Genomic DNA, 15,097 nt, shown 5'->3' with positions numbered 1-15,097 from the left:
CCCCTGGGGGGTGACGGGCCGCTTCGTGACCTGGACGGGTCGACCGGGGCCGACTCGCGTCGGCACCGGATGGGTCAGGCGTCAGCGGACTCCGTGGCCGGCGCGTCGGCCTCGGCGGCCGAGTCACCGTTGTCGCCCTCGGCGAGGACCGCAGCGAGGCTGAGCTTGCCGCGCGGGTCGATCTCCTTGAGCTCCACCTGGATCTTCTGGCCGATCTTGACGACGTCGTCGACGCTGTCGATCCGCTTGCCACCGACGAGCTTGCGCACCTCGGAGATGTGCAGCAGGCCGTCCTTGCCGGGCAGCAGCGAGACGAACGCACCGAAGGTCGTCGTCTTGACGACGGTGCCGAGGAAGCGCTCGCCGACCTCGGGCATCGTCGGGTTCGCGATGGCGTTGATCGCCGCGCGAGCCGCCTCGGCCGAGGGGCCGTCGACCGCACCGATGAACACGGTGCCGTCGTCCTCGATCGAGATGTCGGCGCCCGTGTCGTCCTGGATCTGGTTGATCATCTTGCCCTTCGGGCCGATGACCTCACCGATCTTGTCGACGGGGACCTTCACCGTGATGATGCGCGGGGCGTACGGGCTCATCTCGTCGGGCACGTCGATGGCCTCGGCCATGACGTCGAGGATGTGCAGACGCGCGTCGCGGGCCTGGGTCAGCGCGCCGGCGAGGACCGAGGCGGGGATGCCGTCGAGCTTCGTGTCGAGCTGGATGGCCGTGACGAACTCCTTGGTACCGGCGACCTTGAAGTCCATGTCGCCGAAGGCGTCCTCGGCTCCGAGGATGTCGGTGAGGGCGGCGTACTGCGTCTCACCGTCGACGGTGTCGGACACGAGGCCCATCGCGATGCCGGCGACCGGGGCGCGCAGCGGCACACCGGCGTTGAGCAGCGACAGGGTCGAGGCACAGACCGAGCCCATGGACGTCGAGCCGTTGGAGCTGAGGGCCTCGGACACCTGACGGATGGCGTACGGGAACTCCTCGCGCGTCGGCAGGACCGGCATGAGCGCACGCTCGGCCAGGGCGCCGTGACCGATCTCGCGGCGCTTCGGCGAACCGACGCGGCCGGTCTCACCGGTGCTGTAGGGCGGGAAGTTGTAGTTGTGCATGTAGCGCTTGCGCGTGACGGGGCTCAGCGTGTCGAGCTGCTGCTCCATCTTGAGCATGTTGAGCGTCGTGACACCCATGATCTGGGTCTCGCCACGCTCGAAGATCGCCGAGCCGTGCACGCGCGGCAGGACCTCGACCTCGGCGCCCAGGGCGCGGATGTCGGCGAGGCCACGGCCGTCGATGCGGACCTTGTCGCGCAGGATGCGCTGGCGGATCAGCTTCTTCTGCACGGAGCGGAAGGCGGCCGAGACCTCCTTGTCACGCCCCTCGAACTGCTCGGCGAGCTGCGCCTTGACGGCGGCCTTGATCTCGTCGAGGCGCTCTTCGCGCTCCTGCTTGCCCGCGATCGTGAGGGCACCGGTCGTGTCGGCCTCGACGGCGGACTCGACGGCGGCGTACACGTCGTCCTCGTAGTCGAGGAAGATCGGGAAGTCCTGGACCGGCTTGGCGGCCTCGGCAGCGAGCTGGGACTGGGCCTCGCACAGCTGCTTGATGAACTTCTTGGAGGCCTCGAGGCCCTCGGCCACGACCTCCTCGGTCGGAGCCTGCTTGCCCTCGTTCTTCACGAGGTCCCAGGTCGACTCGGTGGACTCGGCCTCGACCATCATGATCGCGACGTCGTGACCGACGACACGACCGGCGACGACCATGTCGAAGACCGAGCGCTCGATGTCGGAGAAGTTCGGGAAGGCGACCCACTGGCCGTCGATGAGCGAGACGCGCACGCCACCGATGGGGCCCGAGAACGGGAGGCCGGAGATCTGCGTCGAGGCGCTGGCCGCGTTGATGGCGAGCACGTCGTACTGGTGGTCGGGGTTCAGCGAGAACACCGAGATGATGACCTGGACCTCGTTGCGCAGACCCTTCTTGAAGGTCGGGCGCAGCGGGCGGTCGATGAGGCGGCAGGTGAGGATGGCCTCGGTCGACGGGCGACCCTCACGACGGAAGAAGCTGCCGGGGATCTTGCCGATGGCATACATGCGCTCTTCGACGTCGACCGTCAGCGGGAAGAAGTCGAACTGGTCCTTCGGGGACTTGCCCGCGGACGTCGTCGACAGGAGCATCGTGTCGTCGTCGAGGTACGCCGTGACGGCGCCGCCGGCCTGACGTGCCAGGCGGCCGGTCTCGAACCGGACCGTGCGGGTGCCGAAGCTGCCGTTGTCGATGACGGCCTCGGCGAAGGTGATGTCTGGACCCTCCATGTGGGCCCTCGCTTTCTTTTTCTCATGTGCCCGCGCACATCGTCGTTGTGTGCGTGGTTTCCTTCTTCGGGCCGAGTGGCCCTGGTGCGGCGGACGACGGGCGTCGCCCGCCTGCACCTACGACGAAAGGCGGTCTCCGCAGAACGCGGTGACCGCCTTTCGTCACGAACTCATCGACGCAGGCCGAGTCGCTTGATCAGCGAACGGTAGCGCTCGATGTCGGTCGCCTCGAGGTAGCGCAGCATGCGCTTGCGGCGGCCGACCAGCAGGAGGAGACCACGACGGCTGTGGTGGTCGTGCTTGTGGGCCCGAGCGTGCTCGGTCAGGTCCTTGATGCGCTGCGTCAGCATCGCGATCTGGACCTCGGGAGAGCCGGTGTCGCCCTCGACCGTGGCGTACTCGGTCATGATCTGCTTCTTCACGTCAGCGTCCAAAGGCATGGATGAACCGACTCCTTCTCATCTCGTTGCGCGGTGCTCCAGGGCATGTCCACCTGGGCGCTATCGAATCCGCGGCCGTTCGACGGCGTCTCCAAGCGTAACAGCGGGGTACGTGCCGCCCTAATCGGGCCTTCGGGGCGCGTCACGAGGGCTTCACGGGGGCTTCACGGGGGCTTCGGGGCGGCTCGGAGGACACGTCGGCGGCCGTGACCGTTTCGTGACCGCGGGCGTGTTTGGCCCGGCCCGGAGCATGGGTACGACAGAGGTTGCTCGGGGAAACCCTCTTGAAGGAGACAAGCGACACCATGATCGTTCTCGGACTCATCCTGCTGCTCATTGGCATCTTCGCCAAGATCAGCATCCTGACCACGATCGGCATCATTCTCGTCGTCGTGGGCGCGGTGCTCTTCATCCTCGGCGCGTCGGGACGCGCCATCGGTGGCCGGAAGCACTGGTACTGATCGGTCGCACCACCAGCAGGAACCAGACGCCCCCGCGGACTTCCGCGGGGGCGTCTTGCGTCCCCGGCCGGCAGCGGTCGTATGCCGTGTGACCCGGGTCGTATGCCGTGTGGCCGACCCCGCGCCCACGACCCACGCGTGCCCCGGGCGTTCAGGACGTCCGCAGGCGCGCCAGGGTGAGGCGGACCGCCCGCTCGGTGCTCGCGGCCGACCACGCACCGCCGTCGAGGGCCACCCAGACGAGCCGGTCCGACTCGGCCACGAGCAGGGTGCGGACGGGGTCGGCACCGACGAGGCTCTCCTGCGTCGCGACGAAGCCGGTGACACCGCCCAACGAGCCCGGTCGACCACTGCCACACCGGCGCATCGCGTCCTCGAGCTGCGCCCGGGTCTCACCGAGGCGGGGGTCGCCGGCGCGGAAGCGCAGCCGCACGTAGCCGACCTGGAGCGAGCCCTTGCCGGGGTCGGACGCCGCCGCGACCCGGGCACCGGCGAGTCCCGACAGCACGCGGTCGGCTCCCGTCCACCCGAGCAGCTCCTCGTTCGTCGAGCTCGACCACGCGAAGACCGGCAGGGCACAGTCCGGCACGGGCGCCGGCACGTCGGGGCAGGGCACGCCGGGGCGGGCGCGCACCTCGGTCGCCCTCCCGCCCGTGACGGAGGCTCCCGGCCACAGCTCCGCCGCCCGCACCGGTGAGGTGGCACTGCGGTCGGTCTCGGCCGCGCAGGCCGAGTCCTCCGGCACCGCGGTCATGCCGTCGCCGAGTGTCGGCGCGGCCACCGCGGTGGCTCCATGCTGCGTTCCGGGTGGGGTGCCGAACCAGGCACCGGTCGGCCCGGGTTGCGGCGCAGGCTGATCCGTCGTGCACCCGGACGGGCCGAGACACAGCGCGAGGGCACCCCCGACGATCGGGAGTGCCCTCGTGAGCCGGCCGGACGGCATACGCACGCCTGTCCGTGAGGGGCTCAGAAGTTGATCATGTGGCCGGCGATGCCGTGCACGGCCTCCTTGACGGCCTCGCCGAGCGTCGGGTGCGCGAAGACGGTGCGCGACACCTCGTCGGCCGTGAGGTCCCACGTCTGCGCGAGGTTGAGGACGGGGAGCAGCTCGGTGACGTCGGGCCCGATCATCGCGGCGCCGAGGATCTCGTTGTGCTCCGCGTCGGCGATGACCTTGACGAAGCCGACGGGCTCGCCGAGGCCCATCGCCTTGCCGTTGGCCGAGAAGGGGAACGTTGCCGTCTTGACGTCGTGGCCGGCCTCCCTGGCCTGTGCCTCCGACAGACCCATCGAGCCGATCTGCGGCTGGCAGTACGTCGCCCGCGGGATGAAGGCGAAGTCGATCGCCATCGTCTCGACGCCGGCGATCGTCTCGGCGGCGACGATGCCCATGGCCTCGGCGACGTGGGCGAGCATGAGCTTCGCGGTGACGTCACCGATGGCGTAGACGTTGGGGACGTTGGTGCGGCCGTACTCGTCGATGGCGATGGCGCCGCGCTCGGTGAGCTCGACGCCGGTGGCCTCGAGGCCGAAGCCCTCGGTACGCGGCGCGAAGCCGATGGCCGACAGGAGACGGTCGGCCTCGAGCACCTGCTGGTCGCCGCCGGCGGCGGGGCTGACCGTGACCTTGACGCCGGAGCCGGTGTCCTCGACGGACTCGACCTTGGTGCCGAGCATGACCTTCACGCCGAGCTTCTTGTAGTGCTTGAGCAGCTCCTTGGACACGTCGGCGTCCTCGGTGGGCACCATGCGGTCGAGGAACTCAACGATCGTCACGTCGACGCCGAAGTTCTTCATAACGTAGGCGAACTCCACGCCGATGGCGCCGGAGCCGGCGATGATGATCGAGCCGGGCAGCTCGGGGTCGAGGATCTGCTCCTCGTAGGTCACGACGTTCTTGCTGACCTCGACACCCGGGATCATCCGCGTCACGGAGCCGGTCGCGAGGATGAGGTTGTCGAAGGTGATCGAGCGCGACGAGCCGTCGTTGAGCGCCACGTCCATCGAGGACGCCGACGTCAGGGTGCCCCAGCCGTCGATCTCCTCGATCTTGTTCTTCTTCATGAGGAAGTGGACGCCCTTGACGATGCCGGCCGACACGGAGCGACTGCGGGCGTGCGTCGGGCCGAAGCTCATCGTGGCGTCGCCCTCGATGCCGTACTTCTTCTTCTCGTGCGTCAGGGTGTGCGCGAGCTCGGCGTTCTTGAGCAGGGCCTTGCTCGGGATGCAGCCGACGTTGAGGCAGACGCCGCCCCAGTACTGCTTCTCCACGACGGCGACCTTCTTGCCGAGCTGCGACGCGCGGATCGCCGCGACGTAGCCACCAGGACCGGCACCGAGCACAACGACATCGAAATCAGCCATGGCCCCAGCCTATCCGTGAGCGGGAGCGCTCCGAGACGGCGCCCACCCGCACATCACGATCTGCGCAGAACTGTGCATTTCCCTGTGTCGCAGAGCACACGGACCGCCGTGGCGAGAGTAAGTTTCCCCGACGCACGGCCGAACCCGTCCGGCCCGACCAACGGAGGTCACCCGCGTGAGCACCACTCCGCACCGTCACGAGGCGCCACCGGCGAACAAGGGCCTGCTGGCCCTCGCCGGCGTCCTCCTCGCCATCCCCATCGTCGCCCTGATGCTCGTCGGCACCTATGCCAAGGACGAGCCCCGTCTCGGCGGCTTCCCCTTCTTCATCTGGTACCAGTTCCTCTGGGTGGTCCTCTGCTCGGCCCTGACCTACACGGCCTACCGCATCGTGCTCAAGGCACGCCCGCACGTGCCGATGAACCCCGAGGGTGACTCCTTCGTCGACGACGACGACACGCGAGAGGACGGCACCCGATGACCGCCCTCGCACCGGCTCTCGCACCGGCTCTCGCACCGGCTCTCGCACCGGCCGCCGACACCGGTGGCGTCAACGGCGTCGCGCTCACCGTCCTCATCTTCTTCTTCGTCGTCGTCGCCGGGGCCGGCTTCTGGGCGGCCCGCTGGCGTCGCCCGGAGAGCATGGAGAGCCTCGAGGAGTGGGGGCTCGGCGGGCGCTCGTTCGGCACGTGGATCACGTGGTTCCTGCTCGGCGGTGACCTCTACACGGCCTACACGTTCGTCGCCGTGCCTGCCGCCATGTGGGCCTTCGGAGCCGTCAACGGCTTCTTCGCCGTGCCGTACACGATCGTCCTCTACCCGATCATCTTCGTCTTCATGTCGCGCCTCTGGTCGGTGTCGCACCGCCACGGCTACGTGACGCCGGCCGACTTCGTCGAGGGCCGCTCGGGGTCACGGGTCCTGTCCCTCGCGGTCGCCGTCACCGGCTTCCTCGCGACGATGCCCTACATCGCCCTGCAGCTCGTCGGCATCCAGGCCGTCCTCGAGGTCGCCGGCGTCGGTGGCGGCAACAACTGGGTCGCCAAGGACCTGCCGCTCTTCATCGCGTTCCTCGTGCTCGCGCTCTACACGTACACCTCGGGCCTTCGCGCGCCGGCGATCATCGCCTTCGTCAAGGACATCCTCATCTACCTCGTCATCATCGTGGCCGTCATCTACCTGCCCTCCAAGGTCGGCGGCTGGGGCCACGTGTTCGACTCGGCCAAGGAGAAGATGACGACGACGACCAACCCGGCGACGGGCAACCCGAACGTCTTCATCCCCGGACCCAAGGCGTACTGGGCCTACGGCACGCTCGCCCTCGGCTCGGCCCTGGCGCTGTTCATGTACCCCCACTCGATCACGGCGACGCTGTCGGCCAAGAGCCGCAACACGATCCGCAAGAACGCCTCGATCCTGCCGGCGTACTCCTTCCTCCTGGGCCTGCTGGCCCTGCTCGGCTGGGTGGCCATCGCGGCCGGCACGAAGCCCGTGGGCCTCGACGGCAAGGTGAACGGCCAGCTGGTCATCCCCCAGCTCTTCGAGGACATGTTCCCCTCGTGGTTCGCGGGAGTGGCGTTCGCGGCGATCGCCATCGGGGCGCTCGTCCCGGCAGCGATCATGTCGATCGCGGCGGCCAACACCTTCACGCGCAACATCTACAAGGCGTGGATCAAGCCGGACGCGACCGTGCAGCAGGAGGCGAAGGTCAGCAAGCTCACCTCGCTCGTCGTCAAGGCGTTCGCGCTGATCTTCGTGCTCACCCTCGACAAGAGCAACGCGATCAACTTCCAGCTCCTCGGCGGCATCTGGATCCTCCAGACGTTCCCGGCCCTGGTGTTCTACCTCTACACGCGGTGGTTCCACCGCTGGGCGCTGCTCGCCGGCTGGGCGGTCGGCATGGTCTACGGCACGCTGGCCGCGTACAACGTGACCAACAAGGCCACCGGCGCTCCGTTCGCCGGGTCGGTCGCGAACATGCCCCTCATCGGGCAGCTCGGCTACATCGCGGTGACCGCCTTCGCGATCAACGTCGTCGTCGCCGCGATCCTCACCCTCGTGCTCCGGGCCGCCAAGGCTCCGGAGGGCGAGGACGCGACGATCCCGGCCGACTACTTCGCCGACGCCGGTGACCCCCGCGTCGAGAAGCTGGCCGTCGGCCCCCACGAGACGACGCCGTCTGCCTGACTCGTCCGAGCACGTATGCCGCAGGGCCGGGTCCGCAAGGACCCGGCCCTCCGCGCGTCCCGACTCCCCACACCGTCGAGTGGCCTCGTGACCCCACCCGCCCCACCGAGCCAGCCCCCACCCCGTCGAGTGGCCCCGTGACCCCACCCGCACCATGTGACGACGAGGCCACTCGACCGGGTGGGACCCTCCGAGGATGCGACGACGGGGCCACTCGACCATTGGGGGCCTCGAGAGGTGTGACGACGGGGCCACTCGAGTGGGGCGGGGCGCTCACTCGAGTGGGGCGGGTCAGGGGTCGCGGGGGCGTTCGGGCGGGAGGGCGGCGATGGCCTCGTCGACGTCGAGACCGGTGACCTGGAGCAGGTCGACGATGGTGGAGCGCACCTGGGCGAGCACCGTCTCGGTGGCGAGGCTCGACGTGCGCGGCACCTCTCCCGTCGCGGCCGCCACCGCGAGCAGCGCCGTCCGCCCGACCTCGGGAGAGGCGTTCTCGGAGAGCGCTCGCCCGATGACGTCGGTCGCCGACGCGAGCTCGAGCAGGAGCGTCTCGTAGCCGGGAGGCAACGGCTCGCCGCGCCCGACCGCGACCGTGACCCGGCGGACGAGCACCCGCGTGCTCCGCATCGCGCGGTCGAGCGGCTCGACGAGGTCGACCATCTTGCGCACCCCGGCGGCGTGCTGACGCTTGAAGGGCGACGAGGTGATCACCGACAGGCCCTCGTCGGCCGCCTGCCGCAGCTCGCGGAGCAGCGACTCCGTGCCGCGGGCCGAGGCCAGCACCTCGGCCGCGCCCTCCACGTCGCCGTCGCGCGCGCTGACCGCCGCCCGCCGGAGCAGCTCACCGATCTTGCGGACCGCCTCGGCAGCCGCGACCCGCGGTCGACGCAGCGGCGCCTGCGGCACGACCGTGGCGGCGACCAGCGCGATGCCACCGCCGATGAGCGCGTCGGTCCACCGGCCGAACGCCTGGCCCGGGCTCGCGACGAGGGCGGCGATGACGATGCCCTGCACGGCCGACTGGGTGACGATGACCGGCCCGCCGTCGAGGAGGGTCGCGATCGCCATCGACACGAGCACCACGGCGGCGATCTGCCACGGGCCGCTGCCGGCGACGTGCACGAACACGTCGGCCGTGAAGACGCCGACGGCGACGCCGATCGCGACCTCGAAGACCCGGCGCAGCCGCTGGCCGTAGGACATGCCGAGGCAGACGACGGCGACGATGGGTGCGAAGAAGGGCGAGGCGTGACCGAAGACGTCGGTCGCGAGCCACCAGGCGACACCGGCGGAGACGGCGCACTGGACGAGGAGGAAGATCCGCGAGCGCAGCCGCTCGAACCGGGTGCGGACGCTGAGCCGGCTCCGGTCCCAGGCACGGTCGAGGGCCTCGGCGACCGGGGCGTCGCTCCTCAGGTAGTCGTCCACGAACGCGCCTCTCGGTCGGTCCCCGCGGCAGGTGCCACCGGGGGTCGTGCGGGTAGTCACTCGTGCATCCGATCGTCCAGGGCTAGAGCCCCAGGGAAAGGATGGCATCGAAGATCTGTCGCACGGCAGGGGCCGCGACCTTGGAGCCCGAGCCGCCCTGCCCGACGACGACCACGACGGCATACCTCGGTCTCGTCGTCGGTCCGTAGCCCGCGAACCACGCAGTCGCCTGCTTGCCGAAGACCTCACCCGTCCCCGTCTTGCCCGCGAGCGGGTAGCGGTCCTGGGGGAAGCCCGCGAAGGCCGTCCCCGCCGACCCCCCGGGTCGGGTCACGTCGCCGAGGGCAGAGCGGACGTATGCCAGCACGTCGCGTCGCAGGGGCACCGTGGCGACGCGCTTCGGCGCGATCGGCGTCGTCACCCCGGCGGCCGTGCGGTAGCCGGCGGCCACCTGGGGCTGCCACAGGGTGCCGCCGTTGGCGATGGCGGCGTAGACCCCCGCCATCTGGAGGATCGTCACGGCCGTGTCGCCCTGGCCGATGGAGAAGTTCACGGCGTCGCCCGCGCGGTACTGGTAGCCGGCCGAGCAGTTCTCGGTGGCGAGCCGCTTGAGGTAGTCGGCACGCTGGCGGTCGGTGCGGGCGACCTCCGGGTAGCCGCTGCTCGCCCGGCGGCACGTCTCGTCCTTCGTCGCGAGCCAGTACTGCTCCTTCCAGGCGCGGTCGGGGACGCGACCGGCCGCCTCGCCCGGGACGTCGACGCCGGTGCGCCGTCCGAGCCCGAAGGCCTTGGCCATCGAGACGAAGGGGTCGGCGGCGCTCACGGGCGCGGCGAGGCCTCCCTGCTCGAGCCACGCGGCATACGCGAGGCGGTAGAAGACGGTGTCGCAGGAGACGACGAGGGCCCGGTGGAGGTCGATGGGACCGTAGCCGCGCGACTCGAAGTTGTTGAAGAGTCGGCCACCGACGGAGACGTTGGGTGAGCAGTCGTAGGTCCCGTCGAGCCGGGCCCCGGAGCTGACCGCCGCGGGCACCGAGATGACCTTGAACGTCGAGGCCGGCGGGAACGTCTCGGCCGTCAACCGTGAGCGCAGTGGCGTGCCCGCTCGCTCGTCGGTGAGGCGCGCGAGCTCCGTGGTGCTGATGCCGCCGGAGAAGACGGACGGGTCGTAGGACGGGTAGCTGGCTGCGGCGACGACGGCACCGTTCGTCACGTCGACGACGACCGCGGCCGCGGTGTCGGCGCGCAGCTTCTGGGCCCGTGCCGACGCGACGGCTCGCACGAGCGCGGCCTCGGTGCGCGCCTGCAGCCGCGCGTCGAGGTGGGTCACGACGTCACGGCCGGCCACGGGAGGCGTGGCGCTGACCGTGTCGGTGACGATCCCCCGGGGGTCGATGGCGACGACCGTGCTCCCGTTGGTGCCGCGCAGCACGCGGTCGTACTGCGACTCGAGCCCCGAGCGTCCGACGACGTCCTCGGCGTCGATGCGTCCCTGGCTGCCGCTCACGTCGTCGGCGCCGGCCCGGGCGACCCAGCCGAGCAGGTGGGAGGCCAGCGCTCCCCGCGGACGGGGGTAGGCGCGGGCGGGCTCGGCGGTGACCCCGACGCCCGGGAACTTCTCGGGCCGCTCGAGCAGCGTCAGGGCGCGGCGCGCGTCGACACCGGTCGCGACCGGGATCGGCACGTAGGGCGAGCCGTTGAAGCACGCCGGGGCCGGCGGCGCCCCGGTCGTGCCGCAGAGCATCGTCTTGCCCCACAACCGTTCGAAGGGCTGGCCGACCGCGGTCGCGAGTCGCGTCACGAGGTCGCGGCCGCCGTCGTCGGCCCCGACGAGCACCGAGCGCTGGACCGTGACGACGGTGTCGAAGGTGTTGTCGACGAAGGGCGCCCCGGTGCGGTCGAGGATGCGGCCGCGCAAGGCGTGCTCGCTGACGGTTCGGGTGTTGACCGTGACGGCGGCGCGGGCGAGGTCCTGACCCTCGACGAGCTGGAGCTGTCCGAGGCGGCCGAGCAGCAGCCCGAAGAGCGTGACGAGCAGGACGAGCACGACCCCCGCGACGCCGACCCGTCGTCGCGGGCCGTTCACCCGAGCCTCCGGCGCACGAGGGCCCGGTCGAGCGCGAGGAACGCCGGCAGCAGCAGCCCGCCGACGGCCACCGTCACGAGCAGCCGCACCAGCCCGTCGGTCAGCTCGACGCTGCCCTCGGCGAGGACCGCCGAGCCGAGGCGTGCGACGAGCACGACGGCGGCCGCCGCGAGCAGGGCCGCCGGGGCTCTCAGCCGTGAGCGTGACGAGGATCGGCGCAGGAGGCCTGCGACGAGCCCGGCGACCATCATGACGAGGGGGGTCAGTCCGACCGGGCTGCCGACGGGCGGCACGAGCTCGACGACCCAGCCGGCGAGCAGCCCCACGAGGGCACCGTGCACAGGGCCCCGGAGCACGGCGGTCGCCACGACCCCGACGAGCACGAGGTCGGGCACCCAGCGGGGCTCGACGCCGAGACGCGGCAGGAGGGTCGCCACGACGAGCGCCGCGACGAGGACGTATGCCGTCCGCAGCACTCCCAGCAGCGTCGGCCTCATCGTCCGGAGCCCGTCGTCGGGCGGGTGGCGGGCGCGGTCGCACCCTCCGTCGAGCGCGGGGTCGAGCGCGGGGTCGAGCGTGCGGTCGGGACGAGCACGGCGACGACGTCGATCGCGTCGGGATCGATGGCCGGGCGCACCGTCGCGCCGCGCGTCAGCTGGCCCCGGTCGGGGTCGACGGCGGTCACGGTCCCGACGACGATCCCGGCGGCATACGGCGTCTCGTCGACGCTGCCGAGGGTGCGGACGACGTCGCCGACGACGGGGGTGGACGGTGCGATGCCCACGAGCCGGAGCGAGCCACGGGGACGGGACTCGGAGTCGCCGGGTGCCGGCGGCGACACCGTGCCGAGCGTGCCGGCCGGGCCGACGCGCACCGCGACGACCGAGCCGGCGCTGCCGAGGACCTGCACGTCGCTCGTCCACGGCGAGACGGCCACGACGCGGCCGACGAGACCGTCGGCAGCCACGACCGTCGAGTCGGTGCGGACCCCGTCCCTCGAGCCGACGTCGATCGTCACGCTCCGTCCGCCGAGCGCGCTGACGTCGGTGGCGACGACGCGCGCCGGCACGAGCGTGCGACCGGTCGTGGCGTCAGAGCCGAGGAGCTCGTCGAGCCGACCGAGCTCCTCGAGGCGGTGCTGCTGCTCGGCGGCCACCGCGCGCAGGCGGACGTTCTCGCTCTCGAGCGCGGCGACGTCGTCACGCGGCGCCCCGGCGAGGGCGCGCTGCACCGGGCCGAGCACCAGGCCGCCCGTCCGGCGGACCCCGTCGGCGACGGCCAGATGGGCGAGGTCGGCGACGAGCAGCGCGAGGGTGAGCGAGGCGAGGACGACGAGGAGACGGCGGCGGACGGTGGGTTGCATGCGACTAGAGGCGGTGGTCCCCGACGAGGACGCGCTCGAGGCCGGCGAACTCGTCGACGCACCGACCGGCGCCGCGCACCACCGCCCGCAGCGGGTCGTCGGCGACCTGGACCGGCACGCCGAGCTCGTGGCGCATCCGCTCGTCGAGACCGCGCAGCAGGGCGCCTCCCCCGGTCAGCGTGATGCCGCGGTCGAGGATGTCACCGGCGAGCTCGGGCGGGCACACGTCGAGCGTCGCGCGGACGAGCTCGATGATCTGGAGCACCGGGGTCTCGATGGCGCGGCGGACCTCGACCGAGCTCACCTGCACGGTCTTGGGCAGCCCGGTCACGAGGTCGCGGCCGCGCAGGCGGGTCGTCAGCTCCTCGCGCAGGGGGAACACCGACCCGACGGCGACCTTGATGTCCTCCGCGCTGCGCTCGCCGAGCAGGAGGGAGTACTCGCTCTTGACGTAGCCGATGAGGGCCTCGTCGATCTCGTCGCCGGCGATGCGCAGCGAGTTCGAGGTGACGATGCCGCCGAGGCTGATGACGGCGACGTCGGTCGTGCCGCCGCCGATGTCGACGACCATGCTCGCCGCGGTCTCGTAGACCGGCAGGCCCGAGCCGATGGCGGCCGCCATCGGCTCCTCGATCATGTAGACGCGGCGCGCACCGCACCGGGTCGCGGCGTCCTCGAGGGCGCGGCGCTCGACCCCGGTCACCTCGCTCGGCACGCAGAGCACCATGCGGGGACGCACGAGCCGTGAGGTGCGCACCTGGTCGATGAACCACCGGAGCATGCGCTCGGTCTCGTCGGCGTCGGAGACGACGCCGTCCCGGAGCGGCCGGACCGCCCGGATGGTGCCCGGAGCCCGGCCGAGCATCTCCTTGGCCCGGGTGCCGGCAGCGACGAGCCGGCCGGTGCCGACCTCCACGGCCACGACCGACGGCTCCTCGACGACGACCCCGCGCCCACGGACGTGGATCAGGGTGTTGGCGGTGCCGAGGTCGATCGCGAGGTCACGCCCGAGGGGGCGCAGCCACGGTCGGGAGGTCATGCCGCGATTGTGCCCCGATCAGCCCTCGAGATCGGGGAACCAGATGCCGATCTCGCGTGTGGCGGACTCGTGGGAGTCGGATCCGTGGACGATGTTCTGCTGCACCTTGGTGCCCCAGTCGCGCCCGAGGTCGCCGCGGATCGTGCCCGGGGCGGCCTCGGTCGGGTTGGTGGCGCCGGCCAGGCTGCGGAAGCCCTTGACGCAGTCCTGGCCCTCGACGACGACCGCCGTGACGGGACCGGAGCTCATGAACTCGACGAGGGGCTCGTAGAAGGGCTTGCCCTCGTGCTCGGCGTAGTGCGCGGAGAGCTGCTCACGGGTGGGCGTCAGCACGGAGAGGGCGACCAGACGGTAGCCCTTCCCCTCGATGCGACGCAGCACCTCACCGGTGAGGCCGCGCTGGAAACCGTCGGGCTTGACGAGGACGAGGGAACGTTCGGTGGTCACCCGTCCACCCTATCGGCCGCGTCGCCGTCGGCTGCGGCCGCTTCGCGGCGGGCGACGACGGCGTCGACCTGGGTGCCCTTGACGAGGCAGGTGACCCAGAGGGCGAGGAAGAAGAGGCCCACGATGAGCATCATCGGCACGACGAGGGCGCTGAGCAGGGTCAGGGCCTGCACGACCCAGCCGAGCGTCACGCCCCACGGGCGACGCATGAGGCCCGCTGCGACGATGCTGAGAGCGCCCAGGCCGAGGCCGACGACGAGGTATGCCGTGCTCGGCCCGCTCCCCTCGTCGGTGGCCGCGATGGCCCGGGCCACGAGCGCACCGAGCAGGATGCAGATGGCCTGCCCACCGAGCACCGTCGCGAGCATGCGGAAGGTGAACTTGCCGGTCTGGCCGTAGAAGATGATCGAACGCATGGGAGTGGGTCTCGCCTCGGGTGTGGGTCTCGTGGCCGGTGGGGCTCAGTAGTTCTGGGTGGTGTCCCAGGTGCGGATGATGGCCTGCGCCTCGGCGCCGCTCGCCCCCGTCGCCTCGGCGTAGAGGCTCATGGCGTCCTCGCGCCGGCCGGCGAGGATGAGCTCGCTGATGCGCGACCGGGCCTCGTCGGTGAGCCGACCGTCGGTGTAGGCGGCCGCCGCGTCCCGCACGCCCGGCCCCTGGCCCGGGACGAACCAGCTGTCGACGGCCCGCTTGGCGTCGGCGAGCGGTGCCCCCGTCGCCTCGCGGTAGATCTTGATGGCGTTGATCTTGTGGCCGGCGCTGATCTCGCGGCTCACCCGGGCGCGGACCGCGTCGGTTAGGCCGACGAGCTCGCGGTCGGGGTCCTTGCGTCCCATGACCCGTCCCCAGACGACGACCGCGACGACGATGACGATGACGATGAGGACGAGCTTCACCAGAGGGTGCATGGGGCCAGCCTAGGTCGGGGTCGAGGGGTCGAGGGGTCGAGGGGTCGAGGGGTCGG

Annotated in this window: 15 protein-coding genes; 3 read left to right on the top strand and 12 right to left on the bottom strand. The window is 71.2% G+C overall.

Annotated elements, in window-relative coordinates; genetic code table 11:
• Positions 1–74: 74 nt before the first annotated feature.
• The gene (locus ACSQ2D_RS08230; RefSeq protein WP_435985470.1) at positions 75–2,318 is read right to left on the bottom strand and encodes a polyribonucleotide nucleotidyltransferase; all 2,244 of its coding nucleotides are present in this window, start codon (positions 2,316–2,318) and stop codon (positions 75–77) included.
• 170 nt (positions 2,319–2,488) lie between these two features.
• Positions 2,489–2,758 (bottom strand): 30S ribosomal protein S15, encoded by a 270-nt coding sequence (gene rpsO, locus ACSQ2D_RS08225; protein ID WP_020142650.1) that lies wholly within the window; start codon positions 2,756–2,758, stop codon positions 2,489–2,491.
• 305 nt (positions 2,759–3,063) lie between these two features.
• On the opposite strand from rpsO, the gene ACSQ2D_RS08220 reads away from it, so the two are divergent.
• Positions 3,064–3,219, top strand: a complete 156-nt coding sequence (locus ACSQ2D_RS08220) for a DUF6131 family protein (RefSeq protein ID WP_196805932.1) — start codon at positions 3,064–3,066, stop codon at positions 3,217–3,219.
• 151 nt (positions 3,220–3,370) lie between these two features.
• On the opposite strand, the gene ACSQ2D_RS08215 is transcribed toward ACSQ2D_RS08220, so the two are convergent.
• Entirely contained in the window at positions 3,371–3,973 is a 603-nt protein-coding gene (locus ACSQ2D_RS08215; protein ID WP_435985469.1) for a hypothetical protein, read from the bottom strand.
• Between the two features lie 212 nt (positions 3,974–4,185).
• Positions 4,186–5,583 carry a dihydrolipoyl dehydrogenase gene (lpdA, locus tag ACSQ2D_RS08210; protein ID WP_435985468.1) on the bottom strand — a complete coding sequence of 466 codons (1,398 nt, stop codon included), beginning with the start codon at positions 5,581–5,583 and terminating at the stop codon, positions 4,186–4,188.
• Between the two features lie 175 nt (positions 5,584–5,758).
• Here lpdA and ACSQ2D_RS08205 point away from each other — a divergent pair, with 175 nt between their 5' ends.
• Complete coding sequence (locus ACSQ2D_RS08205; protein ID WP_435985467.1) at positions 5,759–6,064, top strand: DUF3311 domain-containing protein; 306 nt, start codon at positions 5,759–5,761, stop codon at positions 6,062–6,064.
• The gene (mctP, locus tag ACSQ2D_RS08200; protein WP_435985466.1) at positions 6,061–7,770 is read left to right on the top strand and encodes a monocarboxylate uptake permease MctP; all 1,710 of its coding nucleotides are present in this window, start codon (positions 6,061–6,063) and stop codon (positions 7,768–7,770) included. The genes ACSQ2D_RS08205 and mctP overlap by 4 nt, the downstream gene beginning before the upstream one ends.
• A 291-nt stretch (positions 7,771–8,061) precedes the next feature.
• Here mctP and ACSQ2D_RS08195 read toward each other — a convergent pair whose 3' ends face one another.
• The 8 genes from ACSQ2D_RS08195 to ACSQ2D_RS08160 all read right to left on the bottom strand — a co-directional run bounded on the left by ACSQ2D_RS08195 (position 8,062) and on the right by ACSQ2D_RS08160 (position 15,041).
• On the bottom strand, positions 8,062–9,198 hold the full coding sequence (locus ACSQ2D_RS08195) for an FUSC family protein (protein WP_435985465.1): 1,137 nt from the start codon (positions 9,196–9,198) through the stop codon (positions 8,062–8,064).
• 82 nt (positions 9,199–9,280) lie between these two features.
• Positions 9,281–11,284 (bottom strand): peptidoglycan D,D-transpeptidase FtsI family protein, encoded by a 2,004-nt coding sequence (locus ACSQ2D_RS08190; protein WP_435985464.1) that lies wholly within the window; start codon positions 11,282–11,284, stop codon positions 9,281–9,283.
• Positions 11,281–11,781 (bottom strand): rod shape-determining protein MreD, encoded by a 501-nt coding sequence (locus ACSQ2D_RS08185; protein ID WP_435985463.1) that lies wholly within the window; start codon positions 11,779–11,781, stop codon positions 11,281–11,283. Before ACSQ2D_RS08185 ends, ACSQ2D_RS08190 begins: the two co-directional genes overlap by 4 nt.
• A complete protein-coding gene (mreC, locus tag ACSQ2D_RS08180; RefSeq protein ID WP_435985462.1) occupies positions 11,778–12,647 on the bottom strand; it encodes a rod shape-determining protein MreC in 870 nt (289 codons plus the stop codon). The genes ACSQ2D_RS08185 and mreC overlap by 4 nt, the downstream gene beginning before the upstream one ends.
• A 4-nt stretch (positions 12,648–12,651) precedes the next feature.
• Entirely contained in the window at positions 12,652–13,686 is a 1,035-nt protein-coding gene (locus tag ACSQ2D_RS08175) for a rod shape-determining protein (protein WP_435985461.1), read from the bottom strand.
• Positions 13,687–13,704: 18 nt separating this feature from the next.
• Complete coding sequence (gene ndk / locus ACSQ2D_RS08170) at positions 13,705–14,133, bottom strand: nucleoside-diphosphate kinase (protein ID WP_435985460.1); 429 nt, start codon at positions 14,131–14,133, stop codon at positions 13,705–13,707.
• Positions 14,130–14,549 carry a DUF4233 domain-containing protein gene (locus ACSQ2D_RS08165; RefSeq protein WP_435985459.1) on the bottom strand — a complete coding sequence of 140 codons (420 nt, stop codon included), beginning with the start codon at positions 14,547–14,549 and terminating at the stop codon, positions 14,130–14,132. Before ACSQ2D_RS08165 ends, ndk begins: the two co-directional genes overlap by 4 nt.
• A 45-nt stretch (positions 14,550–14,594) precedes the next feature.
• On the bottom strand, positions 14,595–15,041 hold the full coding sequence (locus ACSQ2D_RS08160; protein WP_435985458.1) for a hypothetical protein: 447 nt from the start codon (positions 15,039–15,041) through the stop codon (positions 14,595–14,597).
• Positions 15,042–15,097: the final 56 nt, after the last annotated feature.

Source organism: Terrabacter sp. LjRoot27 (genome assembly GCF_964254175.1).
GTDB lineage: Bacteria > Actinomycetota > Actinomycetes > Actinomycetales > Dermatophilaceae > Terrabacter.
The sequence above is the reverse complement of the archived record's forward strand: the minus strand, read 5'-3'. Positions and strand labels throughout refer to the sequence as shown.

Coding starts and splice junctions, on each gene's coding strand:
- ACSQ2D_RS08230 (WP_435985470.1), bottom strand. CDS start 2,318: ATGGAGGGTCCAGACATCACCTTCGCCGAGGCCGTCATCGACAACGGC.
- rpsO (WP_020142650.1), bottom strand. CDS start 2,758: ATGCCTTTGGACGCTGACGTGAAGAAGCAGATCATGACCGAGTACGCC.
- ACSQ2D_RS08220 (WP_196805932.1), top strand. CDS start 3,064: ATGATCGTTCTCGGACTCATCCTGCTGCTCATTGGCATCTTCGCCAAG.
- ACSQ2D_RS08215 (WP_435985469.1), bottom strand. CDS start 3,973: ATGACCGCGGTGCCGGAGGACTCGGCCTGCGCGGCCGAGACCGACCGC.
- lpdA (WP_435985468.1), bottom strand. CDS start 5,583: ATGGCTGATTTCGATGTCGTTGTGCTCGGTGCCGGTCCTGGTGGCTAC.
- mctP (WP_435985466.1), top strand. CDS start 6,061: ATGACCGCCCTCGCACCGGCTCTCGCACCGGCTCTCGCACCGGCTCTC.
- ACSQ2D_RS08185 (WP_435985463.1), bottom strand. CDS start 11,781: ATGAGGCCGACGCTGCTGGGAGTGCTGCGGACGGCATACGTCCTCGTC.
- mreC (WP_435985462.1), bottom strand. CDS start 12,647: ATGCAACCCACCGTCCGCCGCCGTCTCCTCGTCGTCCTCGCCTCGCTC.
- ACSQ2D_RS08175 (WP_435985461.1), bottom strand. CDS start 13,686: ATGACCTCCCGACCGTGGCTGCGCCCCCTCGGGCGTGACCTCGCGATC.
- ACSQ2D_RS08165 (WP_435985459.1), bottom strand. CDS start 14,549: ATGCGTTCGATCATCTTCTACGGCCAGACCGGCAAGTTCACCTTCCGC.
- ACSQ2D_RS08160 (WP_435985458.1), bottom strand. CDS start 15,041: ATGCACCCTCTGGTGAAGCTCGTCCTCATCGTCATCGTCATCGTCGTC.